This is a genomic window from Devosia sp. (assembly GCF_028290625.1).
In the GTDB taxonomy this organism is placed as follows: domain Bacteria; phylum Pseudomonadota; class Alphaproteobacteria; order Rhizobiales; family Devosiaceae; genus Devosia.
In genome coordinates, this window is record NZ_JAQGJM010000017.1 from 25,104 (window position 1) to 45,896 (window position 20,793).

Genomic DNA, 20,793 nt, shown 5'->3' on the forward strand with positions numbered 1-20,793 from the left:
ACAGACCGTCGCTTTCAACCCCAAAGGCAAACCCCAAATGACTCAACATGTTTCCGACGCCGATTTTGGCGAGGAAGTCCTTAACTCCAAAGAGCCAGTCCTCGTGGATTTCTGGGCCGAGTGGTGCGGGCCGTGCCTGGCGATCGCCCCCGTGCTCGATGAGCTGTCCACTGAGCTGACCGGCAAGGTCAAGATCGTCAAGCTCAACGTCGACGAGAATCCCTCGACCACCGCCAAGTACGGCGTCCGTTCGATCCCCACCATGATCCTGTTCAAGGGCGGCGAAGCTGCCGACATGAAGATCGGTGCGGGCACGCCCAAGGCCGGCCTCTCCAAGTGGCTCACCAGCCACGCGGCTTAAGCTTTCCTGACTGAAATTTTCAAACACCGCCGGAGCGATCCGGCGGTGTTTTTGTTTGTGGTCTAAATGGTGCCACGTCCCTCGTGGTTCGAGGGTCGCTACGCTCCCACCTCACCATGAGGACTACTGGGAATGCGGGCTGTGGAAGGTCGATACCAGAGTAGCCCTCATGGTGAGGTGCGAGTGCTTACGAGCCTCGAACCACGAGGGCGTGGCACAGAGGGAATAATCCTTCGACAAATGACCGCAGAATCGGAAGCGCTTTGCTTCGCATCAATCTCGACTCGGCGTAACGTCCGCCTCCCGCAACTGGAGACACACCATGGCCCGCCAAGTGACCGATGCCGATTTTTCCGCCGAAGTGCTGGAGGCGCGCGAGCCGGTGCTAGTGGATTTCTGGGCCGAGTGGTGCCAGCCGTGCCTGGCGATGGACCCGATCATGGATACGCTCTCGGTCGAGCTGGCAGGTCGGGCCAAGATCGTCAAGATCGATGTCGCCAGCAACCCCGCCATTGTCAGCCAGTATGGCGTGCGCGCCATGCCGACGCTGATGGTGTTCAAGAATGGCCAGCCGGTCGATATCAAGGTCGGCGCCGGGCAGTCGCGGGTGCAATTGCTCAAGTGGCTGGAAAGCCACGCCGCCTAAAGCGCGTCGCGATCTTCCAGATTCGCTCCCTGCGCTTTAGGTCTTTATCTTGCCGCATGTCTTGTTCTCGAAACCGGTGACCACTTTCGAGAGACATGCTCTAATTTGCCCAAGCCCGCCCGCCTCTGCTAAGTCTTAAGAAAAGTTAAGATTTTGGAGGATTCGGGACATGGCTCATATCGATCTGGCGGCGGCGCCATTCAATCTCGATGACGAGGCGATGGCCTGGGTGTCCGCCACTCTGGCCGGGCTGGGGCCGCGCGACAAGCTGGCGCAATTGTTCGTGCTGATGGTGCGCGGCGCCCCCGAGATGTTCCTCGACAATGTTTTGCGCTTCAAGCCGGGCGGTATCACGCGGGTGTTCACCCCCGATCTCGAGAGCGAAATCGGCTTGGCGCGCGACCTGATGTCCGGATCGGCCATTCCCCCGCTGATCAGCGCCGATCTCGAAGGCAGCCGCATGAGCCTGCCCTTCGGCACGGCCGTGCCCAATCCGCTGGGGCTGGCGGCAGCTGACGACATTGCCGACACCGAGGCGATTGCCACCATCATGGCGCGCGAGGCCCATGCGGTCGGGCTCAACTGGAGCTTCACTCCGGTCGTCGATATCAACGCGGCCTTCAAGAGCGCCATCGTGGGCACCCGCTCCTATGGCAGCGATGTCGACCGTATCGAGCGCCACGCGCTAGCGCAGATCGCCGCCTTCCAGGCCAATGGCGTAGCGGCGACCGTCAAGCATTGGCCGGGCGAAGGGTTCGACGATCGCGACCAGCATCTGGTGACCACCGTCAATCCGCTGAGCTTTGCCGAGTGGGACGAAAAATTCGGCCGCCTCTACCGCGCCGCGATCGAGGCCGGCGTGCTGGCGGTCATGGCCGGCCACATCGCGTTTCCGGCCTTTGTGCGCGAGCTTGATCCCCACGCGGGTGTCGAGGCGTTCCGCCCGGCCTCGATCAGCGCGGTGTTGAACCAGATTTTGCTGCGCCGGCGGCTCGGCTTCAACGGGCTGATCGTCTCCGACGCCACCGCCATGGCCGGGCTCGGCGATTGGGGGCCGCGCGACGTGACCCTGCCCGAAATCGTCTCCAGCGGCTGCGACGTGATCCTGTTCTCCGACGATCCCGATGCGGACCTGATGCGACTGGTTTCGGCCATTGCCGATGGCCGCTTGACCCAGGAGCGGGTCGACGAGGCCGTCACCCGTATCCTGGCGCTCAAGGCCAAGCTGGGCCTGCATAAGGCGCAACTGCCGCCCGAACTTGAAACGGCGCGCGCGGTGCTGGGCGATCCGGCCAGTGCCATCACCGCTCATTCGGTCACCAGCCGGGTGCCGACCCTGGTCAAGGATACGCAGAACCTGCTGCCGCTGAGCCCCGAGCGGCATCATCGCGTGCTGGTGTTTTCCGGCGATATCGTCATGCCGCTGGCGCCCGGGCCGGTGGCGTTCAGCATGCCGGAGCGGCTGGAGCGCGAGGGCTTTGCGGTGACGCTCTACACACCCGGCATGAGCGTCAATCCGCGCGATTTCGATCTGGTGCTGTATCTGTTCGGCGATGAGACACTGCTGACACGGAGCAGCATCTTCCTCGACTGGATGAAGCTGACCGGCAACCTGTTCGGCGCCATGCACCGCTATTGGCACGACGTGCCGACGCTGATGATCTCGTTCGGCTTTCCCTATTATCTCTACGACGCGCCGGGCGTGAAGACCTATATCAACGCCTATGGCACCGCCGAGCCGCTGCAGGAGGCGGTGGTCGAGGCGCTGCTGGGACGCACGCAGTTTGCCGGCAACAGCCCCGTCGATGCGTTCTGTGGCAGCGAGCAGGCACGTTATTGAACCGGGCCTGAACGGAACCTTCCACCTGTTGCCGCAATTGCTGCATAGGTTAGCCTCGACCAATACTCACCCGATATCCACCAAGGGACCCGATAGTCATGATTCGTCGCGATGCACTGCTGCTTGGCCTCACCGCCGCCCTGGCCTCGACGCTACCGGCGCTGGCGCTGGATCGCGCGCTGAGCCCCGAGGAGCAGCAGCTGATCACCGACATCGGCGCCCATAATTCGGCGATCCGCACCATGGTGGGCCGGTTCCTGCAGATCGATACCAATGGCGGGCGCACCGAGGGCACGTTCTTCCTCGAACGGCCCGACAAGATCCGCTTCCGCTACAATCCACCCAGCAAGGAAGAGATCGTCTCGGTCGGTCGCGGCTTTTACGTGCTCAACCGCGCGGACGAAACCTATTACGCCTATCCGCAGGACTCGATCCCGCTGCGCCAGTTCCTCGGCGACCAGATCAACCTGCTCACGGCCAATGTGCTCGATGTCACCAATGCGGATGGCTATATGACCGTCGTGCTCAGCGACGAAACCGCCGCCGGCACGGTGCAGGTGTCGCTGATTTTCGACGTCGCCACCATGGACCTGGTGCAGTGGAGCCTGGTGGAACCGAGCGGGTCCGAACTGACCTTCTCGCTCTATGACGTCGAAAAAGGCGTCGACATCCCGCGCTCGTATTTCTCGATCCCGGCTACGTACAAGGGTCTCGATCCCTCGACCAAGCAGTAGCGCTGGCTGTTATCGGGCAGTCTTCTCCAGACTTACCCACCCCTGTTCTTCCCGCGGACTTGATCCGCGGGCCTCTCGCCGTTTGTGCCGTGTTGACGGTGGCCCGCGGGTCAAGCCCGCGGGAAGGCTCGGTGGGTCTAATTGCCAGCGGTGGCGGGACGATCGACGCCCTTACTTCCCGAACATGAAAATCGCCACCAGCCCGGCGGCGCCCACGATAATCCGCCACCAGGCGAACGGCGCAAAACCGTAGCTGGAGACGAAGTTCAGCAGATACCGCACCACGATCGCGCCGACCACGAAGGCCGCCGCAAAGCCGATGGCGATATTGAGCCCGGCGCTCATGTCGATCAGGTCTCGGCTTTTGTAGAGGTCGTACCCAAACGCGCCGATCATGATCGGCAGGGCGATGAAGAAGGTGAATTCGGCCGCCGAGCGCTTGCTGGCGCCGAACAGCATGGCGCCCACCACGGTCGAGCCCGAACGCGATACGCCGGGCACGAGGCTGAGCATCTGGAACAGCCCGATGATCAGCGCCAGATACCAGGGATATTGGTAGATATCGTCGTAGATCACCCGCTTGGGCATGCGATCGACAATCAGCAGGATCACGCCGCCGACCAGCAGGCACGAACAGATCAGCACGGGCGATTCCCACAGCGCGCCCTGGATCACGTCATGCAGCAGAACGCCCGCGATGATCGCCGGCACGCAGGCGAGGACAACACTGAGCGCGAAGCGCCACGCATAGGCCTTGCCGGTGAAAGCGTCGCGGATCAACAGTGCCAGCCGGGTGAAATAGATGGTCACGATCGCCAGGATCGCGCCGAGTTGGATCAGCACGATGAAGGCTGCGGGCTGCGTCAATCCGAAGAAATGACCGGCCAATAACAGATGCCCGGTCGAGCTGACTGGCAAGAATTCGGTAAGCCCTTCCAGAATTCCCAGGATGAGCGGCACAAAAAGACCTTGATCCACGTTCAGATGATCCCCTAATTCTGGCTGCTTGGCGCCGCGTAGGCTGCTACGCTCATAGCGTGGTTCGCGCGAGCCGCCAAGAAGCCGCTGGGGCTGGCGGCAAAATGTAATAATTTGTTGGAAAGAGCGTGCCGAATGCCCACTCTGCTGCACCATCCTCTCGATCCGTCCTCCCGCCTTGCACGCTTGATGTGCGCTGAATATGGCGTGCCGCTGGACGTCGAGGAGATCAAGCCATGGTTGCGCGAACCGGGCCTGCTCGAAATCAATCCGGCCGCCACCTTGCCCATCATGATGGGCGAACACGACGCTCCGGTGGTGGGCCTCTTGGCTGTTATCCACGCCATCGAGGATCAGTACACGCCCAATATCGTAGAGGGACTGATCCCCGCCCATGCGCCGGCTCGCGCCGAAATGTGGCGGCTGATGGAATGGGTGATCTTCAAGCTCAATGACGAGGTGACGCGCTACATCCTCGAAGAAAAGATCGTCAAGCGCGACCAGCGTGGCGCCACGCCGGAGCCATCGGTGCTGCGCGTGGCCAAGGCCAATCTCAACGAACACATGCTGTATTTCAACTGGCTGTTCGCCACCCGCCAGTGGCTGGCCGGCAATAGCCTGACCCTGGCCGATTTCGCCCTGGCGGCGCATCTGTCGACGCTCGATTATCTGGGCGATATCGATTGGGGCAAAGCCGGCGAAACCCGCCTCTGGTACTCCCGCATCAAATCGCGCCCGGCATTTCGGACCTTGCTCAATGATCGCGTCGTGGCGATGCCGCCGCATGCCGGTTACGCGGATCTGGATTTTTAGGCTCTGACACCCCCACCACCACGGGGTCATTCCCGTGCAGGCGGGAACCTCCGTTTGCAGGACCGGCATCGTGGCATTAAACAGGGGTTCCCGCCTACGCGGGAATGACCTGGATGATCATGGCTGATACGGCGCGCACTACCGACAAGCTCATCGCCGAATTGCGGACCCGCGCCAGTGCGCTGGGATTCGACAGTTTTGGTATTGCCTCGGCCACCGCCCGCCCCGATCTTCCCGCCAAGCTCACCGCTGCACTCGATGCGGGCTGGCATGGCGATATGGACTGGATGGCCGAAACCGCTGAGCGGCGCGGCAGCCCCAATGCGCTGTGGCCGGAGGCGCGTTCGATCATTCTGCTGGGCGTCAACTACGGGCCGGAGAGCGATCCGCTGGCGGTGCTGGGCGAACGCGATCGCGGCTCGATTTCGGTCTATGCCCGCAATCGCGATTATCACGAAATCATCAAGGGCAAGCTCAAGGAGCTCGCGGGCCTGCTGTCGCGCTGGTCCGGAGCCGAAGTGAAGGTGTTCGTTGATACCGCCCCGGTGATGGAAAAGCCGCTGGCCGAGGCGGCTGGTCTCGGCTGGCAGGGCAAGCACACTGTGCTGGTCAGTCGCGAGTTTGGGTCATGGCTGTTTCTCGGCGCCATCTTCACCTCAGCCGAATTGCCGCCTAGCACACCGCATGAGGAAAGCTGCGGCTCCTGCACGCGGTGTCTCGATATCTGCCCCACCAATGCCTTCCCGGCGCCGTTCCAACTCGATTCCAGAAGATGCCTCGCCTATCTCAATATCGAGCATCAGGGCCCCATTCCGCACGAGTTCCGCGTGCCGATGGGCAACCGCATCTATGGCTGCGATGATTGCCTGGCCGTCTGCCCGTGGAACAAATTCGCCAAGGTCAGCCGCGAGGCCAAGCTGCGCGCGCGCGCCGATCTGGAGCGCCCGGCGCTCGCCGATCTGGCTAGGCTCGACGACGACGGTTTCCGCACGCTTTTCGCCGCCTCGCCGATCAAGCGGATCGGGCATGCGCGGTTTCTGCGCAATGTGCTGATCGCGGTGGGCAATAGCGGCGATGCCGAATTGGCGCCGTTGGCCGAGGCCCGGCTTGAGGCCGAAAGCCCGCTGGTGCGCGGCGCGGCCATTTGGGCGCTGCGACGGCTGGCCCCGGCGCGGGCCGATGCGCAAAGGCTTGCTTCTCTGGGCCGGGAAAGCCACAACAGCGTCCGTCTCGAATGGACCGCGGACCTCTGATGTTTTTCTTTTTCGGCATGGGTTTTTCGTCGCAGGCCGCGGCGCGGGCCATTTTTGCGCATGATCCTGCGGCTGTTATCGCCGGCACTTCGCGCACTCCCTCGGGCGCCGCAGCGCTGACCAAGCTCGACATTTCCGCCCATGTGTTCGACGGCACGGCGCCCGGCCACACCCTGGGCACCGAATTGCGCAACGCCACCCATGTGGTGCTGTCCATCGCCCCCGATGAGGCCGGCGACCCGGCGCTGGTTCATCACCGCGCCGATCTCGACGCCGCGCCGAACCTGGCTTGGCTCTGCTATTATTCCACCGTCGGGGTCTATGGCGATTTCGGTGGCGCCTGGATCGACGAGACCGCCCCGCTAGTGCCCCGCAATGCCCGCTCCGACCGCCGCGTGCTGGCCGAACAGGCCTGGCGCGATTATGCTACCGACCGCGGGCTGCCCCTCGCCATCCTGCGCCTCGCCGGCATTTACGGGCCGGGTCGCTCCACCTTCGACAAGCTCGCCGACGGCACCTCGCGCCGCATCGTCAAACCGGGCCAGGTGTTCAACCGCATCCATGTTGCCGATATCGGCCGCATCACCGCCTTGGCGGCTGAGCAGAAACTAGACGGCACCTTCAATCTCTCCGACGACGAGCCGGCCCCGCCCCAGGACGTGATCGCCCATGCGGCCGCGATGGCACGCGTGACGCCGCCGCCCGAGATCGCCTTCGATACTGCCGACCTTACGCCGATGCAGCGCTCGTTCTATGCCGACAACAAGCGCGTCTCCAACGCCGCCATCAAAAGCGCGCTGGGCATCGACCTGCTGTTTCCCACTTACCGCGACGGCCTCGCCGATTGCCTCTCGAGACACCCATGACCGTTCAGCCCGCCAAGTCCGCGCCGCAGCGCATTGTCCTCAGTGGCAATTATGCCCGGCTCGAACCCATCGCCATTCACCACGCGGCCGATCTCTACGCCGCCTCGATCGGTGAGGGCGTGCCGGAGCGCTACCGCTGGCTGTTCAAGGAGCCGCCGGCAAACCTTGGCGACATGGAAAGCTGGATCAACGACGTCGCCCTGTCGCACACCGAAACCTATGTGGCGGTGATCGACAAGGCCAGCGGCCGCGCTTTGGGTCACCAGGCTTGGCTGCGCATTTTCCCCGAACATGCCTCGATCGAAATCGGTGCCGTCTATTGGGGGCCGGCCATGGCCCGCTCGCGCATCGCCACCGAGGCACTTTACCTGTTCGCCCGCCACGCCTTCGACGATTTGGGCTATCGCCGCTTCGAATGGAAGACCAACAACCTGAACCTCGCCTCCAAGGCGGCGGCATTGCGGTTTGGGTTCCAGTATGAGGGTCTGTTCCGGCAGGACCGTATCGCCAAGGGCGAAAACCGCGATACCGCGTGGTTCTCGATCATCGATGGGGAATGGCCGGCCATGCGGGCGGAGTATGAACGTTGGCTGGCGCCGGATAATTTCGGTGCGGATGGGATGCAGAAGACGAAGTTGGTGGTGCGGTAATCTGGAGAAGCAGAGGTTCCCGCCTGCGCGGAATAACGCGGTGGTTGGGTCCACACCGATGCCCAACCACCCACCGCACTTCCCCCGGACTTGATCCGGGGGCCTCTCTTAGCGCGTGCCGGACTGAGGGTGGCCCGCGGGTCAAGCCCGCGGGAAGACCGTTGAGCGTTTCGGATATCCGCTATCCTTCAGGCCTCCACCAGCCCCATCACTGCCGCCCGCAACCGTGCCAGATCCTCCGGCCGGCTCAATCGGTGGTCGCCATCGGGAATCAGCGTCAGCGTCACCGGGTCGTGCAAGATATGCGTCACCAGTTTGATCGCCGCCTCCTGCGGAACGTCGGGGTCCTGACCGCCCTGCAGGATGACGATCGGGCACCCCGTCTCGATCACCCCGCCGAACATCAGGTGCTGCTTGCCGTCCTCGATCAGTTTTCGCGTGATGCGATAAGGCGTTGTGGAATATTGCGAGGGCCGGTCCACGTAGCCCACATTGTGCAGAGACTCGTGCTGCTCCGGTGAAAACCCCGGCAGCATGCGCTCATGGGTCATGTCGACGCCCGGCGCGATCAGCACCAGCCCCTTGGCGCGCTGCGTATTGCTCGCCAACATCGTCTTGACCAGCAGTAGCGCGATCCATCCGCCCATCGAGGAGCCGACAATGATCTGCGGGCCGGTCGTGGTCGCAAACACGGCCTGGGCCTCTTCCAGCCAGCGGCTGATGGTGCCCAATTCGAAATCGCCGCCCGAAACCCCGTGCGCCGAATAGTCGAACCGCGTAATCGCAAGACCCTTTTCGGCGCCCAGCGCGTCCAGCGCCATGGCCTTGGCGCCGACCATATCCGAGCGAAACCCGCCCAGCCAGAACAGTCCGGGCGAACCGCCGGCGCGCGTTTCCATGGCGATGGTGCGGGCTTCCGAACCCGTCCCGACCGTTAGTGTTCGGCTTTCCACGTTGGGCATAGGTCGCAGCCTCTTTCGATGTTATAAAGCCTAACCAGCAATGGTGGCCCGGCGCGGGCGCAAAGGCGCAACAGGTGGCATTTTGTGCGCGTTTGCCTGTTGACTTATGCCTGCGCTAACACGATTTTATGGCCGATTTCACCATTTGGTTTGTCAATACAAGGAACGTTTGCCATTCGTCGTCCCATGAGACCAGTTGCGCCCCAGAAAGATGGGCCGCCCTCTAACGAAGATATCACCAGTGCCGATGTCCAGCTCATCGACGCTGAAGGCGAGAACCGCGGGATCGTCAACACCCGCATCGCGCTCGCAGAAGCCCAGGAACAGGGTTTGGACCTGGTCTTGATCTCTCCCAACGCCGTGCCGCCGGTCGCCAAGATGCTCGACCTCGGCCGCTTCAAGTACGCCGCGCAGAAAAAAGCTGCCGAGGCGCGCAAGAAGCAGAAGGTGATCGAGGTCAAGGAAGTCCAGCTCCGGCCCAATATCGATACCCACGACTACGACACCAAGATGAAGGCGGTCGAGCGCTTCCTCGATGATGGCGATCGGGTCAAGATCACCATGCGCTTCCGTGGCCGCGAAATGGCGCACCAGGACATCGGCATGCTGCTGCTGATCAAGGTCAAGGACCAGTTCGAGCCCGTGGCCAAGGTCGAGTCGCAGCCGCGCTCGGAAGGCCGGCAGATGGTCATGGTGCTGGCGCCCAAATAAGGGCCGCCGGATGAATTGAAAAAGGCAGGCCAAGCGGCCTGCCTTTTTGTTGAGCCAAGCTGGGCCGGCGGACTGTCTTATGCCAGAGACGCCATCGCCGCTTCTACCTCGGCGGCCAGCGGAATGGCCGGCTGCGCGCCGGGCTTGAGGCAGGCCAGACTCGCCGCCACGGCCGCCCGCTTCATCGCCGCCTTGAGACCCAGCCCCGCATCCAGCCCGGCCGCCAGATAGCCGCAAAAGGTATCGCCGGCGCCCACGGTATCGATCGGCTTGATCGGCAGGGCATTGACGTGGAATAGCTCGCCCTCGGTGGCAGCCTTGGCGCCATCACCGCCCAGGGTCACGATGACGGTCTGGTTGTGCCGGGCGGACCAGTCCAGCATCGCGGCGTCCAGCTCATCCATGCCGCGACCGCTCAGCAGTTGGAATTCGGTCTCGTTGGCAACCAGGATCGTCGCCTTGTGGGCCACGCTCGGCGTGCTGTCGAGATAGGGGGCAGTGTTGAGGATTGAGACGAGGCCGCGCTCGCGCGCCAGGTCCAGCGCCCGCTCGGTCGCCGCCTGCGGAATTTCCTGCTGCAACATCACCACGCTCCCCGCCGCTAGCTCGCCCAATGCCCCCTCGGCATCGGCGGCCGTCACCGTGGCGTTGGCTCCCGGCAGCACGGCGATGCAGTTCTCGCCATGGGCGTCCACGAAGATCATGGCAACCGCAGTAGCGCCGGGAACGCTTTTGAGCGCCGAAAGATCGACCCCTCCCGCACGCAGCAAGGCGGTTGCCTCTGCGGCGAACAGGTCGTCGCCGACTGCGCCCACATGCTTCACGTCCGACCCGGCCCGCCGCGCCGCCAATGCCTGGTTGGAACCCTTGCCGCCCGGTGCGGTAGCAAAGACCCCGCCCATGACGGTCTCGCCGGGCTTGGGCAGGCGAGGCACGGTGCCGATTTGGTCCAGGCCCGTGGAGCCGAAAACAGTGATCATTTGGCCGCTTTCAAAACAGTGTTCCAGTTGCGCGACGTCCATAGCCGCTTCTTGCCGAAGTGCTTCCAGATGATGTCCATGCCCGATCCGAAGCGTCCGTCCGGTTTGCGGAACGCCAGGATGAACACTTCCGCATCGGTCAGCCTGACCACCTCGAAATCGCCCGCGACTGCGCAGGGCATCGGCAGGGATTTGGCGTTCAAGTCATCGACGAAGGTGACATAGAGCTTGGTGTTATCGTCTTCGACGCGTCCTGCAAAGGGATCGAGCGCCACCAGTGCGCGCAATTGCTCCTGGCTGCGCAGCACGGTGCCGATATCGAAGCCAAATTGCTTTTCGAGCCCGGTCTCGATAGCCCGTGCATCCACATCATCGGCATCGAACAGCACATTGCCGCTGGCCAGCAGCGTCTTGACGTTGTCGAACCCCATCGCCTTGAACGCCGCCAGCAGGTCGGCGCTCTTGACCTGGCGCTTGCCCAGATTGACCCCGCGCAGAAACGCCGCATAGCGCGTCACGGTTTGGCTGCCCTGCCCTGCGGGTGGATGGTCTCGCCCTTGGCCAGCATCTCCACGAAGGTCTTGATCTTCTTTTCGCGACCGGCGGGAGTTTTGAGCGCATTGACCCGAAAGATCAGCGCAAAGCGGTTCTGGCTGGTCAGGGTCTGGTACATGGCCATTGCCTTCGGCTCGGCCCCGATGGCCGCCATCAGGTCCTCGGGCGCCGCCATGTCCTTGGTGCGGTAGGCAGCGTCCCAGCGGCCGTCAGCCTTGGCCTTTTCGACATCCTTGAGACCGTGCTCGGTCATCCGCCCCTCGGCGACGAGGCGCGCGACGTTGTCGCGATTGATCTGGCTCCACACGCTCTTGCTCTTGCGCAAAGTATAGCGCTGCAGGAACGAGACCTCGTCATAGGACTTGCGGATGGCGTCGATCCAGCCCCAGCACAGGGCCACGTCGATGGCTTCAACCGGCGTGATCGAGGGCGTACCGGACGCCTTCTTGAAGATTCGGATCCACACTTCGGGCTCGCTGGCGTGATGCCGCTTCAGCCAGGCCTCGAAGGCCGCCTGGTCGGCGAATTCATGCACCCGGCTGGGATCGACGATGACGGGCGCCATTACTCGGCCTTCGGCGCTTGGTCGATGATGCGCTGCAGCACCGGGTCCAGCAGTTCCGCCGGCGGCAGCACGCCGATGCCGAATACACTCACCAAGGCGTCGCGCATGGCCTCGACGGTGCCCAGAACCTCGACCAGATCGGGTTCGCCCGCCACACGAACCGTGAGCCGGTTCCCGCCCAGCGTGATCCGGCGCCCGCTCGGCGACAGCGCCATGCCCAGGTCGCGGACAAATTTGGAGCCGGGATCGGTAGATACGAACAGGTTGGGCGCCTCGTAATCGGCTTCCTGCTGCTCGGCCAGCGTGAACACGTAGAGGGTGCGCCAATGCTCGCCGAGCTGCACCTGCAGGTGCCAGTCGGGATCACCGCCGGTCAGCCGGTAGGTTTCATGCGGCGTCGGTTGCTCGATATCGGCGCGCAGCTTCATCGGCGCCGTCAGCCCCAGGCCACCAAAGCCCACATCGGCAATATAGGTCGTGCCCGCGATATCGACGGCCAGCACCATATGGGTGGGCGGCCGATCGATCGCCTCGGCATCGGCCCATACCACGCGCGCTGCCAGCCCCCGCACGGTGAAGTCGAGCTCCTGCAGCACTGCCATCAGCAGCGTGTTGTGTTCGAAACAATAGCCGCCGCGCCGTTCGGCCAGCAGTTTCTGCTCCAGGCTCTCCTGGTCCAGCAGCACCGGCAGGCCCAGCAGCGGATTGAGATTTTCGAACGGAATGGTGGCGGGGTGCAGGGCGTGGATCAATTCCAGCGTCGCCAGGTTCGGCGCGATCGAGCCCGCAAAGCCGATGCGCTCGAAATAAGCGTTGAGATTGACCTTCCGACTCATCGACCACCCTTGTCGTTGTTTTCGATTGCGCCGCAATATGCTGCAAGCCGACCGGCTTTGTCACGTCGGGGCGCGCATTTTGGATCAAGGGAAATCACCATGGGCATGTTCGACTGGCTAACCGGCAGCAAATCTGCCCCCGACGGCGTGGCGCGGCAGCCCGCATCGGCGCTGCGCCAGCAGCTGCTGGCGATCAACCGCGATACCGCGCCTTTCATCATTCGTGACGGCGCGCCGGAACGCTGTGATCTCGTTGCCGAATGGAAGATTGTCGATGCCCGCTGGTATGAGATTTTCGCCAAGGCCGGGCTCGAAAAGACCTTCAAGGTGCTGATGAAGTTCGACGAGGCCAGTGGCGAAGTTCGCTCGGTGGACCAGGAATGGACCGTGGAATGGCGCGCCGGCGTGCCCAATCTCGCTCTCGCCGTCTCCAGCTTCCGTGGCCAAAAAAAGGAATTCAGCTTCGGCACCGCCTTCGCCTTCAAGGAAGACGACCTGTCCTTCGGCAAGGTCTACGAATACCGCTTCAAGACCAGCGAAATCAAAGACCCCCTGGTTGCCACCGCCCAGGCCGCCGGCTGGGGCTGGAAGGGCGTGGCCTTCGGCAAGCTGTGAGGGACTTGAATGGAACTTCATTTGTAGTTACATTGCGATGAGTTTCGAGTGGGACGAGGACAAGAACCGCGTCAATCTGCTCAAGCACGGCATCAGCTTCGAAGAGGCCGAACTGATCTTCCAGGGCCCGATATTTTCGCGCCCTGACGTTCGCTTCGACTACGGCGAGGTGCGGATCCTGAGCATTGGGTTGATTCGTGAAATCGTGGCTGTGGCGTTGGTTCATACCGACCGCGATGGCACGGTTCGCCTCATCTCCGCCCGGCTTGCCAATCGGCAGGAAAGGAAGGCCTATCATGAGCATTTCGGAGAAGCGTCTGGCTGAGCTGGCGGCGCGAGGCGACAACAAGATCGACTATAGCGACATCCCCGAACTCAACGACGAGTTCTGGGCCAATGCCAAACTGGTCGAGCCCGAGGGCACCCAGCAGGTCACATTGCGCGTCAAGAAATCGGTGCTCGATGCCTATAAGGCCACTGGCAAGGGTTACCAAACCCGAATGAATGCCGTTCTGGAGTCCTTTGCGCGGACATTGCGCAAGTAGAGCCCTCAGCCCTGCTGCTTGCGCACCCGGATGACCACGTCCACATGACTCATCACCATGCCGTGCGGCACTTCGGGCAGGGTCTTGAATTCCACGGCCGTGGCCGGAATGTCGATCATCCGCTGTTCGTCTTCGACGTAGAAGTGGTGGTGATCGGACGTGTCGGTATCGAAATAGGAGCGCGAGGCATCGACCGCGACTTCGCGCAGCAGGCCCGCTTCGTGGAACTGGTGCAGTGTGTTGTAGATCGTCGCCAGCGAAACATTGACGCTGGCCTCGTTGGCCTCGCCATGCAGTTGCTCGGCGCTGACATGGCGATGCGGGCCGCCGAACAGCAATTCGGCCAAAGCGACGCGCTGGCGCGTGGGGCGCAGGCCCGCCATCCGCAACACCGCCGTGAGGCATGGCTTGCGCGAAGGAAGGGTGCGGACGGTCTGGTTGCGATCTGGCATTGGGTCCTTTGGAACACGAAAAGGGCCGGAAACAAGCCTTCCTTATAGCCACGCAACCCCCTTGGCACAAGCGGCGCGGCGCCCATGGCTGTCGCCAACTGGTCCTAAGGCTGAGGCGGGCTTACTTGACCCCTTTGCCGCACCCCTCTACTAGGGTCGGCAGGGTTAATCGGGAGCTTTGGATGGCGGACCGCGCGAACGCATTTGGGTACGAAGAGCTGCTGGCACATGGTCGCGGCGAACTACCCGGCCAGATGGATGCTCGCTTGCCTGCACCGCCCATGTTGATGTTCGATCGCATTACCCGCATCGACGACAATGGCGGCGCCTACGGCAAGGGCCAGGTGCGAGCCGAACTCGACGTCAATCCGGACCTCTGGTTCTTCAAGTGCCATTTCATCGGCGATCCGGTCATGCCGGGCTGCCTGGGCCTCGACGCGCTCTGGCAAATGACCGGGTTTTTCCTGGGCTGGACCGGCTCGCCAGGCCGGGGCCGGGCGCTGGGTGGTGAAATTAAATTGACCGGCCAAGTTACAACCGATGTTGCGGTTGTCGAATACGGTATCGATATCAAGCGGGTCATGCGCTCGCGGCTTACCCTCGGCATCGCGGATGGCTGGGTCAAGGCGGACGACAAGTTGATCTATGAGGCCAAGGATCTTCGCGTTGGCCTGTTCACCGATAGCCAGCTGCATGATCAAAAAGCTGCAAAGTCGGCATAACATCGAGTGCCCGGCAAACGGGCACCAATCAAGCAGGAGCGTGGCAAGCAGATGAGACGGGTTGTCGTCACCGGCATGGGTATCATTTCCTCGATCGGCAATACGATCGCCGAGGTGATCGCGAGCCTGCGCAGCGCCAAGCCAGGCATTATCGCTGCGCCCGATTACATCGAACTGGGCTTTCGCAGCCAGGTTCATGGCGACCCCCAGCTCGATCCTTTCGCCATTCTTGATCGGCGCGTCACCCGTTTCATGGGCAAGGGCGCGGCCTGGAATTACCTGGCCATGCAGCAGGCGATTGCCGATGCGGGCCTGGAAACCAGCGATGTTTCCAATCCACGCACCGGCATCGTCATGGGCTCGGGCGGCACCTCGACCCGCACCATTGTGGAAGCCGCCGATATCACCCGCGAAAAGAAAAGCCCCAAGCGCATCGGCCCGCTGGCCGTTCCCAAGGCGATGGGCTCGACGGCTTCGGCGACGCTGGCCACCGCGTTCGGCATCAAGGGCATCAACTATTCCATCTCCGCCGCCTGCGCGACCTCCAAGCATTGCATCGGCAATGCCTATGAGCAGATCATGATGGGCAAGCAGGACGTGGTCTTTGCGGGCGGCCATGAGGATCTCGACTGGACGCTGAGCGACCTGTTCGACGCCATGGGCGCCATGTCCTCGGACTTCAACGCTACCCCGGCTCGCGCCTCGCGCGCCTATGACCGCGACCGCGATGGCTTCGTCATCTCCGGTGGCGCCGGTGTGCTGGTGCTCGAGGAGCTGGAGCATGCCAAGGCGCGCGGCGCCACCATCCACGCCGAAGTCATCGGCTATGGGGCCACCTCAGATGGTCAGGACATGGTTGCGCCCTCAGGGGAGGGGGCCGAACGCTGCATGCGCATGGCGCTGGAAAACGTCAAACAGAAGATCGACTACATCAATCCCCATGCCACCTCGACCCCGGTGGGCGACCTCAAGGAAATGGACGCCATCCGCGCCCTGTTCGGCAGTGGCGACAAGTGCCCGCCGATTTCGGCAACCAAGTCGCTGACCGGCCACTCGCAGGGCGCCACCGGCGTGCACGAATCGATCTATTCGATCCTGATGATGAAGGAGCGGTTCATCTGCGAAAGCGCCAATATCGAAAACCTCGATCCGGCCTTCGAAGACATGCCGATCCTGCGCCAGCGCCGCGACAATGTGGACCTGGGCGTGGTGCTGTCCAATTCGTTCGGGTTTGGCGGGACGAACGCCGCTTTGGTGTTCAAGCATCCGGACGCTTAGGCGCGGGCTTCGCTAGCGGCCTACGCATTGATCCATCCCACCCACCGGTCTTCCCGCGGACTTGATCCGCGGGCCTTTCGCCGCTCACGCCATGTTGGGAATGGCCCGCGGATCAAGTCCGCGGGAAGGCGGTGGGTGGGGGCAACCACCGTGCTAAGCACCGAACCCTAAAACGAAAACTCTGAAAACCGCGCGCCCTTGCTGTCATAGACCAGCACGCGCCCGATCAACGGCTCGCCGATGCCGGTGATCAGCTTGATCGCCTCCATGGCCATCAGCGTGCCGATCACTCCTGTCAAAGGCCCCAGCACGCCATTGGCCTCGCAGGACGGCAGGTCGTCGTCACCGGCTTCCGCGGGATAGAGATCGGTGAATTTTGGCGCCGGGCTGCTATCGGCGCGCTGCAGGTGCGGTGCGAAAATCGTCAATTGCCCGTCGAACATGCCCACGGCCCCGCTCACCAGCGGTCGGCTTAGCGCCTCGCAGGCGGCGGCCACGGCGCGGCGGGTGTCCAGATTGTCCGAGCCATCCAGCACCAGATCGTAGCCATCGACCAGCGCCTGGGCATTGGCGCCGTCGATGCGCACCTCATGGGCAACCATGCCCACATGCGGATTGAGCGCTGCCGCAAAGGCCACGGCGCTCGCCGTCTTGGCCTGCCCGATGGCATCCGTGCGATGAACGATCTGGCGCTGCAGGTTGGACAGCGACACGCTGTCATTGTCGACGATGCCGAGCGTGCCCACGCCGGCCGCCGCCATATACGCGATGGCGGGACTGCCCAGCCCGCCGGCCCCGATCACCAGCACACGCGCCTTCTGCAGCGCCTGCTGGCCGCCCCCGCCCATGCCCTTGAGCACCAGATGGCGGGCATAGCGGCGGCTTTCGTCTGGGCTAAAGGTCACGGGGCGCCAGCGGCACGGCGATAAAGCGCCGGTTCGGACCCTCAAAACCACCCGGATAGACCGAAATCACCGCAATGCCGACGCTGGTCGAGCCGGCATCCTGCGGCAGCACCACGCCATAGAGCCGATAGTTCAGCGGACAGCCGCGCGAGCGGGGCAGGGTCTCGTCCCGATGTAGCAGCCGCGTGTCGCCGCCAGCGGTGGTGAGGTTCAGCTCATACCCCATGGGCGGAGCGCCGAACAAGTCATCGCAGGGCGATGCGGATGTGGCGGTAAAGCGCGTCAGCGCCAGTTCGAAATCGCCCAGCACATCGCCGGGCACCGCATAGCCGGGCGCGCCGAAGCGCAGTTTGCTGCCGTCATTGTCGGGGGTTCCGTCGCCGATCAGCGCGGCGATCTCGGCCGGCACCACGATATCGAGGCCCTCCAACGTTGCTTTGGCCTGGGTTCCGGCCTGAGCCCTGATCTCGTACAGCGTCGTGGTTTCGTCATTGGCCTGGGCGCGTACCGGCGTGCCGATCACCCAGTTGTCCATTTTCATGTCGAGCACGTAAATGCTCGAATAGGCAAAGCCCGAGCCGTCCTGCACGCCGAATTCCTCGAAGGCGAAATAGCGCCCGTCGCTGGAAAAGCCAATGAAATCGGCGAGCGCCCGGTCACCCGCCGTGGCGGGCGCTGCCAGCAGCAGGACCGCCAAAAGGCTAGCGGTTGCCCTGACCAGTCGAGCCAAACCCGTTCGAGCCGCGTTCTGTAACATCGAGCGAAGTCTCCACCACGAATTGGGGCATATTTACCGGGGCCACAACCATTTGCGCAATCCGTTCCCCGCGCGCAATGGCAAAAGCATCCTGTCCCAGATTGATCAGGATCACCTTGATCTCGCCGCGATAGTCGGCGTCGATCGTGCCGGGGGAATTCAGCACCGTGATGCCATGCTTGGCGGCCAACCCCGAGCGGGGCCGCACCTGCGCCTCGTAACCGATCGGCAGCGCCATGCAGAAGCCGCAGGGGATGAGCGCGCGCTGCCCCGGCGCCAGCACAACCGGTTCGCCCTCGGGCAGCGCCGCGGCCAGATCGGCCCCCGCCGCGCCCGCGCTATGGGCCATGGGGAGCGCCAGCCCCTTCCCATGAGGCAGCCAGACCAGGCCAATCGACACCACCACGCTGCTCATTGCACCCGCACCACGGCATAGAGTTCATCGGGCAGATCCGCGGTGCCGTCGATCAGGTTGAGGAACGGGATCACCTGCTCGGCCGATTTCTTGTCTGCCGCCAGCGTCATATTGGTATCGGTCACCTCAAGCCCCGCAAAATGCAGCGTGATGGCGTGGTCCTTGAAAAAGGCCTCGATCATCTGCCTGGTCTCCTCGTCCATCTTGTCATCGACGCCGATCTCGCTTTTCATGTCGGCGGTCGGCAGGGCCACGCGCACCAGCCCCGGCCCAGCCGGCGTGAAGGTGATGGTCTGCTTCTCATTGCCCATGCTGAGCCCGGCAAAGGGGCCCTCCTCAGTCAGCACGCAGGTGGCGCTGCCGTCCTTGTTTTCGGTCAAGTCGCCCTTGGAGCAGAATTCGTCCTCGGCCGGCGCTCCGGCGCCCGCCTGCGCCGCATTGGTTTTGACCATGGCATAGAATTCGGGTGCCATGACCTGGGTCATCACCGCCTTGGCGCGGGTCATGCTGGTGACGGTGACGTCGACCTTGGCATCGATGCAGCCCGCTAGCCCCGTGGCCAGCAGCACAACGCCAGCCAGCCGGCCGGCCCAGTTCAAACCCATATCCCGTCTCCCCAGACACCGGCGCACCGGCCGGCAATCTATGAGGCAGGGCGGTGGGGAGCAAGGTGGTGACGATTGATTGACGTCTAGACCGTGGCTAGCCGCCAGATCATCACCGCCACGAGGATCAGCCCCAGCCAGCCCAAAGCCAGCAGCATCCAGCGCGGGAAGACTTCGCGATTGTGCTTTTCCGCATGGAAATCGGCCAGCGCCAACTCGGCCTGGCTCAGAATAGTCGGCACCCGCCGCGCCGCATCGGAGAAAATCTTGAGCCCATCCTTGAGATCGGCCAGCTTGCCCGGCGGGCCCTCTTCGCGCCGCAGCCAGTCGCCCACCACCGGCTCTGCTATGGTCCAGATATCCAGCTCCGGGTCGAGCGCCCGCGCCACGCCCTCCACCAGCACCATGGACTTTTGCAGCAGCACCAGCTCGGGCCGCGCCTGCATCTGGAACAGGTCGGTGATGGTGAAGAGCTGCCCCAGCACTCGAGCCATCGAAATGTCCTGCGCCGTGCGCCCATGCAGCGGCTCGCCGATCGAGCGGATCGCCAACGAGAAATCGTCCACCGATTGCGCCGCCGGCACATAGCCGATGTCGAAATGGCGCTGCGCTACCATGCGGTAATCCCGCGTGATGAAACCGAAGAGGATATCGGCGAGGAACCGTCGCTCCGCCCGGTTGATGCGGCCCATGATGCCGAAATCCACCGCCACCACGGCGCCGGTGCGCGGATCGGCGAACAGGTTGCCCGGATGCATGTCGGCGTGGAAAAACCCGTCGCGGATGGCGTGCTTTAAAAAGCTCTGCAGCAATGTCCTGGCCAGCGCCTTGCGGTCCAGCCCCGCCGCGTCCAGAGCCGCATTGTCGCGGATCGGGATGCCGTCCACCCAGGTCGTGGTCAGCACGTTCTGCGCCGTGTGGTCCCAGCTCACCGTGGGGATGACGAAGCCTTCGTCGTCCTTGATGTTTTCGGCAAATTCGCTGATCGCCGCCGCTTCCAGCCGCAGGTCCAGTTCCAGTCGCGCCGAGCGGTCCAGCGTTTCCACCACTTGCGTGGGCTTCAGGCGCCGCGTCGACCGCACCAGCCGCTCGGCCAGCCGCGCGCCGGCATAATAGCTCTCGATATCGGCCATGAAGCGGTTTGCCACGCCCGGCCGCAGAATCTTGACCGCCACCGTTTTTTTCAGCCCCTCGGCAGGCACCAGCTTTGCCTGATGCACCTGCGCGATCGAGGCCGCCGCGATCGGCGCGGACAGCTCGGTCAGCTCGGCCGCCTTGGTGCCCAGTGCTTCGAGCAGAATGCCCGGCACCAGAGCCGCATCGAACGGCTCCATCTTGTCCTGCAGGCCGGCCAGGTCCGCCGCCACTTCGGTGCCCACCACGTCGGGACGGGTCGCCAGCGTCTGGCCGAACTTCACATAGGTCGGCCCCAGCCGGTTGAGCGCCCGATTCAGCCGCTCCACATGGCCGGTGCGGCGCACAGATGGCCGCTCGATCACTCGGCCCAGCCCGATGCCAAAACGCAAGGGCAGCGGCAGGTCCCGCGTCACGATGATCGACAGCGCACCCTCGCGCGCCAGCACATATCCGGCCCGGACCAGCCGGAAATAGGCGGAAATCAGCATCCACCTCTCCCTTTGGGGGAGAGGTCGGCGCGCAGCGACGGGTGAGGGGGCTTTCCCCAGACACCGAGCCGAGAAAAGGCCCCCTCACCCGACCCAAGAGGGTCGACCTCTCCCCCAAAGGGAG

Annotated in this window: 26 protein-coding genes; 14 read left to right on the plus strand and 12 right to left on the minus strand. The window is 63.4% G+C overall.

Annotation, left to right across the window (positions count from 1 at the left end):
- The first annotated feature begins 37 nt into the window (after positions 1 to 37).
- The 4 genes from trxA (JWR51_RS09165) to JWR51_RS09180 all read left to right on the plus strand — a co-directional run bounded on the left by trxA (JWR51_RS09165) (position 38) and on the right by JWR51_RS09180 (position 3,581).
- Positions 38 to 361 (plus strand): thioredoxin, encoded by a 324-nt coding sequence (gene trxA, locus JWR51_RS09165; protein WP_299746541.1) that lies wholly within the window; start codon positions 38 to 40, stop codon positions 359 to 361.
- Between the two features lie 322 nt (positions 362 to 683).
- Positions 684 to 1,007 carry a thioredoxin gene (gene trxA / locus JWR51_RS09170; protein WP_299746544.1) on the plus strand — a complete coding sequence of 108 codons (324 nt, stop codon included), beginning with the start codon at positions 684 to 686 and terminating at the stop codon, positions 1,005 to 1,007.
- Between the two features lie 169 nt (positions 1,008 to 1,176).
- A complete protein-coding gene (locus JWR51_RS09175) occupies positions 1,177 to 2,847 on the plus strand; it encodes a glycoside hydrolase family 3 N-terminal domain-containing protein (RefSeq protein ID WP_299746547.1) in 1,671 nt (556 codons plus the stop codon).
- Positions 2,848 to 2,945: 98 nt separating this feature from the next.
- Positions 2,946 to 3,581, plus strand: a complete 636-nt coding sequence (locus JWR51_RS09180; RefSeq protein ID WP_299746549.1) for an outer-membrane lipoprotein carrier protein LolA — start codon at positions 2,946 to 2,948, stop codon at positions 3,579 to 3,581.
- Positions 3,582 to 3,752: 171 nt separating this feature from the next.
- Here JWR51_RS09180 and JWR51_RS09185 read toward each other — a convergent pair whose 3' ends face one another.
- Positions 3,753 to 4,559, minus strand: coding sequence for an undecaprenyl-diphosphate phosphatase (locus JWR51_RS09185; RefSeq protein ID WP_299746551.1), 807 nt, complete (start codon positions 4,557 to 4,559; stop codon positions 3,753 to 3,755).
- Between the two features lie 135 nt (positions 4,560 to 4,694).
- Between JWR51_RS09185 and JWR51_RS09190 the strand changes: the two genes are divergently transcribed.
- The 4 genes from JWR51_RS09190 (at position 4,695) to JWR51_RS09205 (ending at position 8,141) form a co-directional block, all read left to right on the plus strand.
- The gene (locus JWR51_RS09190) at positions 4,695 to 5,372 is read left to right on the plus strand and encodes a glutathione S-transferase family protein (RefSeq protein WP_299746554.1); all 678 of its coding nucleotides are present in this window, start codon (positions 4,695 to 4,697) and stop codon (positions 5,370 to 5,372) included.
- 113 nt (positions 5,373 to 5,485) lie between these two features.
- Positions 5,486 to 6,625, plus strand: coding sequence for a tRNA epoxyqueuosine(34) reductase QueG (gene queG / locus JWR51_RS09195; RefSeq protein WP_299746556.1), 1,140 nt, complete (start codon positions 5,486 to 5,488; stop codon positions 6,623 to 6,625).
- Entirely contained in the window at positions 6,625 to 7,491 is an 867-nt protein-coding gene (locus JWR51_RS09200; RefSeq protein ID WP_299746559.1) for an NAD-dependent epimerase/dehydratase family protein, read from the plus strand. The genes queG and JWR51_RS09200 overlap by 1 nt, the downstream gene beginning before the upstream one ends.
- Entirely contained in the window at positions 7,488 to 8,141 is a 654-nt protein-coding gene (locus tag JWR51_RS09205; RefSeq protein WP_299746562.1) for a GNAT family protein, read from the plus strand. Before JWR51_RS09200 ends, JWR51_RS09205 begins: the two co-directional genes overlap by 4 nt.
- A gap of 188 nt (positions 8,142 to 8,329) precedes the next feature.
- Here JWR51_RS09205 and JWR51_RS09210 read toward each other — a convergent pair whose 3' ends face one another.
- Complete coding sequence (locus JWR51_RS09210; RefSeq protein ID WP_299746565.1) at positions 8,330 to 9,103, minus strand: alpha/beta hydrolase; 774 nt, start codon at positions 9,101 to 9,103, stop codon at positions 8,330 to 8,332.
- A gap of 174 nt (positions 9,104 to 9,277) precedes the next feature.
- On the opposite strand from JWR51_RS09210, the gene infC reads away from it, so the two are divergent.
- The gene (gene infC, locus JWR51_RS09215; protein ID WP_299746601.1) at positions 9,278 to 9,814 is read left to right on the plus strand and encodes a translation initiation factor IF-3; all 537 of its coding nucleotides are present in this window, start codon (positions 9,278 to 9,280) and stop codon (positions 9,812 to 9,814) included.
- A gap of 77 nt (positions 9,815 to 9,891) precedes the next feature.
- On the opposite strand, the gene JWR51_RS09220 is transcribed toward infC, so the two are convergent.
- From JWR51_RS09220 to JWR51_RS09235, 4 genes are read right to left on the minus strand one after another with little or no spacing between them, the layout of a single operon-like run.
- On the minus strand, positions 9,892 to 10,794 hold the full coding sequence (locus JWR51_RS09220; protein ID WP_299746567.1) for a ribokinase: 903 nt from the start codon (positions 10,792 to 10,794) through the stop codon (positions 9,892 to 9,894).
- Complete coding sequence (locus JWR51_RS09225; protein ID WP_299746569.1) at positions 10,791 to 11,312, minus strand: DUF1697 domain-containing protein; 522 nt, start codon at positions 11,310 to 11,312, stop codon at positions 10,791 to 10,793. Before JWR51_RS09225 ends, JWR51_RS09220 begins: the two co-directional genes overlap by 4 nt.
- Complete coding sequence (locus tag JWR51_RS09230; RefSeq protein WP_299746571.1) at positions 11,309 to 11,914, minus strand: YdeI/OmpD-associated family protein; 606 nt, start codon at positions 11,912 to 11,914, stop codon at positions 11,309 to 11,311. The genes JWR51_RS09225 and JWR51_RS09230 overlap by 4 nt, the downstream gene beginning before the upstream one ends.
- Positions 11,914 to 12,750: an arylamine N-acetyltransferase gene (locus JWR51_RS09235; RefSeq protein WP_299746574.1), complete on the minus strand. Its 837-nt coding sequence runs from the start codon at positions 12,748 to 12,750 to the stop codon at positions 11,914 to 11,916. Before JWR51_RS09235 ends, JWR51_RS09230 begins: the two co-directional genes overlap by 1 nt.
- Before the next feature lie 99 nt (positions 12,751 to 12,849).
- Between JWR51_RS09235 and JWR51_RS09240 the strand changes: the two genes are divergently transcribed.
- Genes JWR51_RS09240 through JWR51_RS09250 form a run of 3 tightly spaced genes read left to right on the plus strand, consistent with a single transcriptional unit; the run spans position 12,850 to position 13,910 of the window.
- On the plus strand, positions 12,850 to 13,365 hold the full coding sequence (locus tag JWR51_RS09240) for a hypothetical protein (RefSeq protein WP_299746576.1): 516 nt from the start codon (positions 12,850 to 12,852) through the stop codon (positions 13,363 to 13,365).
- Between the two features lie 37 nt (positions 13,366 to 13,402).
- The gene (locus JWR51_RS09245; protein ID WP_299746578.1) at positions 13,403 to 13,690 is read left to right on the plus strand and encodes a BrnT family toxin; all 288 of its coding nucleotides are present in this window, start codon (positions 13,403 to 13,405) and stop codon (positions 13,688 to 13,690) included.
- Positions 13,662 to 13,910: a BrnA antitoxin family protein gene (locus JWR51_RS09250; protein ID WP_299746579.1), complete on the plus strand. Its 249-nt coding sequence runs from the start codon at positions 13,662 to 13,664 to the stop codon at positions 13,908 to 13,910. The genes JWR51_RS09245 and JWR51_RS09250 overlap by 29 nt, the downstream gene beginning before the upstream one ends.
- Positions 13,911 to 13,915: 5 nt before the next feature.
- Here the strand turns inward: JWR51_RS09250 and irrA are convergent, their stop codons facing one another.
- Positions 13,916 to 14,362 carry an iron response transcriptional regulator IrrA gene (gene irrA, locus JWR51_RS09255; RefSeq protein WP_299746581.1) on the minus strand — a complete coding sequence of 149 codons (447 nt, stop codon included), beginning with the start codon at positions 14,360 to 14,362 and terminating at the stop codon, positions 13,916 to 13,918.
- Positions 14,363 to 14,544: 182 nt separating this feature from the next.
- Between irrA and fabA the strand changes: the two genes are divergently transcribed.
- Both fabA and fabB read left to right on the plus strand, forming a co-directional pair.
- Positions 14,545 to 15,084: a 3-hydroxyacyl-[acyl-carrier-protein] dehydratase FabA gene (gene fabA / locus JWR51_RS09260; RefSeq protein ID WP_299746583.1), complete on the plus strand. Its 540-nt coding sequence runs from the start codon at positions 14,545 to 14,547 to the stop codon at positions 15,082 to 15,084.
- 51 nt (positions 15,085 to 15,135) lie between these two features.
- Positions 15,136 to 16,362 (plus strand): beta-ketoacyl-ACP synthase I, encoded by a 1,227-nt coding sequence (gene fabB, locus JWR51_RS09265; RefSeq protein WP_299746586.1) that lies wholly within the window; start codon positions 15,136 to 15,138, stop codon positions 16,360 to 16,362.
- A gap of 167 nt (positions 16,363 to 16,529) precedes the next feature.
- Here the strand turns inward: fabB and moeB are convergent, their stop codons facing one another.
- The 5 genes from moeB to ubiB form a co-directional block, all read right to left on the minus strand.
- Positions 16,530 to 17,267, minus strand: a complete 738-nt coding sequence (gene moeB, locus JWR51_RS09270; RefSeq protein ID WP_299746588.1) for a molybdopterin-synthase adenylyltransferase MoeB — start codon at positions 17,265 to 17,267, stop codon at positions 16,530 to 16,532.
- On the minus strand, positions 17,257 to 17,964 hold the full coding sequence (locus JWR51_RS09275; protein ID WP_299746590.1) for a DUF2259 domain-containing protein: 708 nt from the start codon (positions 17,962 to 17,964) through the stop codon (positions 17,257 to 17,259). The genes moeB and JWR51_RS09275 overlap by 11 nt, the downstream gene beginning before the upstream one ends.
- A gap of 4 nt (positions 17,965 to 17,968) precedes the next feature.
- Positions 17,969 to 18,439, minus strand: coding sequence for a dUTP diphosphatase (gene dut / locus JWR51_RS09280; protein WP_299746591.1), 471 nt, complete (start codon positions 18,437 to 18,439; stop codon positions 17,969 to 17,971).
- Positions 18,436 to 19,044 carry a hypothetical protein gene (locus tag JWR51_RS09285; RefSeq protein WP_299746593.1) on the minus strand — a complete coding sequence of 203 codons (609 nt, stop codon included), beginning with the start codon at positions 19,042 to 19,044 and terminating at the stop codon, positions 18,436 to 18,438. Before JWR51_RS09285 ends, dut begins: the two co-directional genes overlap by 4 nt.
- An 86-nt stretch (positions 19,045 to 19,130) precedes the next feature.
- A complete protein-coding gene (ubiB, locus tag JWR51_RS09290; RefSeq protein ID WP_299746595.1) occupies positions 19,131 to 20,669 on the minus strand; it encodes a 2-polyprenylphenol 6-hydroxylase in 1,539 nt (512 codons plus the stop codon).
- Between the last annotated feature and the right edge of the window lie 124 nt (positions 20,670 to 20,793).

Excerpts from the sequence above, each read along its gene's own strand:
- JWR51_RS09235 (WP_299746574.1), bottom strand. The coding sequence starts at position 12,750 with ATGAGTCGGAAGGTCAATCTCAACGCTTATTTCGAGCGCATCGGCTTT.
- JWR51_RS09285 (WP_299746593.1), bottom strand. The coding sequence starts at position 19,044 with ATGGGTTTGAACTGGGCCGGCCGGCTGGCTGGCGTTGTGCTGCTGGCC.
- JWR51_RS09175 (WP_299746547.1), top strand. The coding sequence starts at position 1,177 with ATGGCTCATATCGATCTGGCGGCGGCGCCATTCAATCTCGATGACGAG.
- queG (WP_299746556.1), top strand. The coding sequence starts at position 5,486 with ATGATCATGGCTGATACGGCGCGCACTACCGACAAGCTCATCGCCGAA.
- JWR51_RS09250 (WP_299746579.1), top strand. The coding sequence starts at position 13,662 with ATGAGCATTTCGGAGAAGCGTCTGGCTGAGCTGGCGGCGCGAGGCGAC.
- JWR51_RS09205 (WP_299746562.1), top strand. The coding sequence starts at position 7,488 with ATGACCGTTCAGCCCGCCAAGTCCGCGCCGCAGCGCATTGTCCTCAGT.
- JWR51_RS09210 (WP_299746565.1), bottom strand. The coding sequence starts at position 9,103 with ATGCCCAACGTGGAAAGCCGAACACTAACGGTCGGGACGGGTTCGGAA.
- JWR51_RS09200 (WP_299746559.1), top strand. The coding sequence starts at position 6,625 with ATGTTTTTCTTTTTCGGCATGGGTTTTTCGTCGCAGGCCGCGGCGCGG.
- irrA (WP_299746581.1), bottom strand. The coding sequence starts at position 14,362 with ATGCCAGATCGCAACCAGACCGTCCGCACCCTTCCTTCGCGCAAGCCA.
- JWR51_RS09230 (WP_299746571.1), bottom strand. The coding sequence starts at position 11,914 with ATGGCGCCCGTCATCGTCGATCCCAGCCGGGTGCATGAATTCGCCGAC.
- JWR51_RS09180 (WP_299746549.1), top strand. The coding sequence starts at position 2,946 with ATGATTCGTCGCGATGCACTGCTGCTTGGCCTCACCGCCGCCCTGGCC.
- JWR51_RS09220 (WP_299746567.1), bottom strand. The coding sequence starts at position 10,794 with ATGATCACTGTTTTCGGCTCCACGGGCCTGGACCAAATCGGCACCGTG.
- dut (WP_299746591.1), bottom strand. The coding sequence starts at position 18,439 with ATGAGCAGCGTGGTGGTGTCGATTGGCCTGGTCTGGCTGCCTCATGGG.
- JWR51_RS09190 (WP_299746554.1), top strand. The coding sequence starts at position 4,695 with ATGCCCACTCTGCTGCACCATCCTCTCGATCCGTCCTCCCGCCTTGCA.
- trxA (WP_299746541.1), top strand. The coding sequence starts at position 38 with ATGACTCAACATGTTTCCGACGCCGATTTTGGCGAGGAAGTCCTTAAC.
- fabB (WP_299746586.1), top strand. The coding sequence starts at position 15,136 with ATGAGACGGGTTGTCGTCACCGGCATGGGTATCATTTCCTCGATCGGC.
- ubiB (WP_299746595.1), bottom strand. The coding sequence starts at position 20,669 with ATGCTGATTTCCGCCTATTTCCGGCTGGTCCGGGCCGGATATGTGCTG.
- JWR51_RS09245 (WP_299746578.1), top strand. The coding sequence starts at position 13,403 with ATGAGTTTCGAGTGGGACGAGGACAAGAACCGCGTCAATCTGCTCAAG.
- fabA (WP_299746583.1), top strand. The coding sequence starts at position 14,545 with ATGGCGGACCGCGCGAACGCATTTGGGTACGAAGAGCTGCTGGCACAT.
- trxA (WP_299746544.1), top strand. The coding sequence starts at position 684 with ATGGCCCGCCAAGTGACCGATGCCGATTTTTCCGCCGAAGTGCTGGAG.
- JWR51_RS09240 (WP_299746576.1), top strand. The coding sequence starts at position 12,850 with ATGGGCATGTTCGACTGGCTAACCGGCAGCAAATCTGCCCCCGACGGC.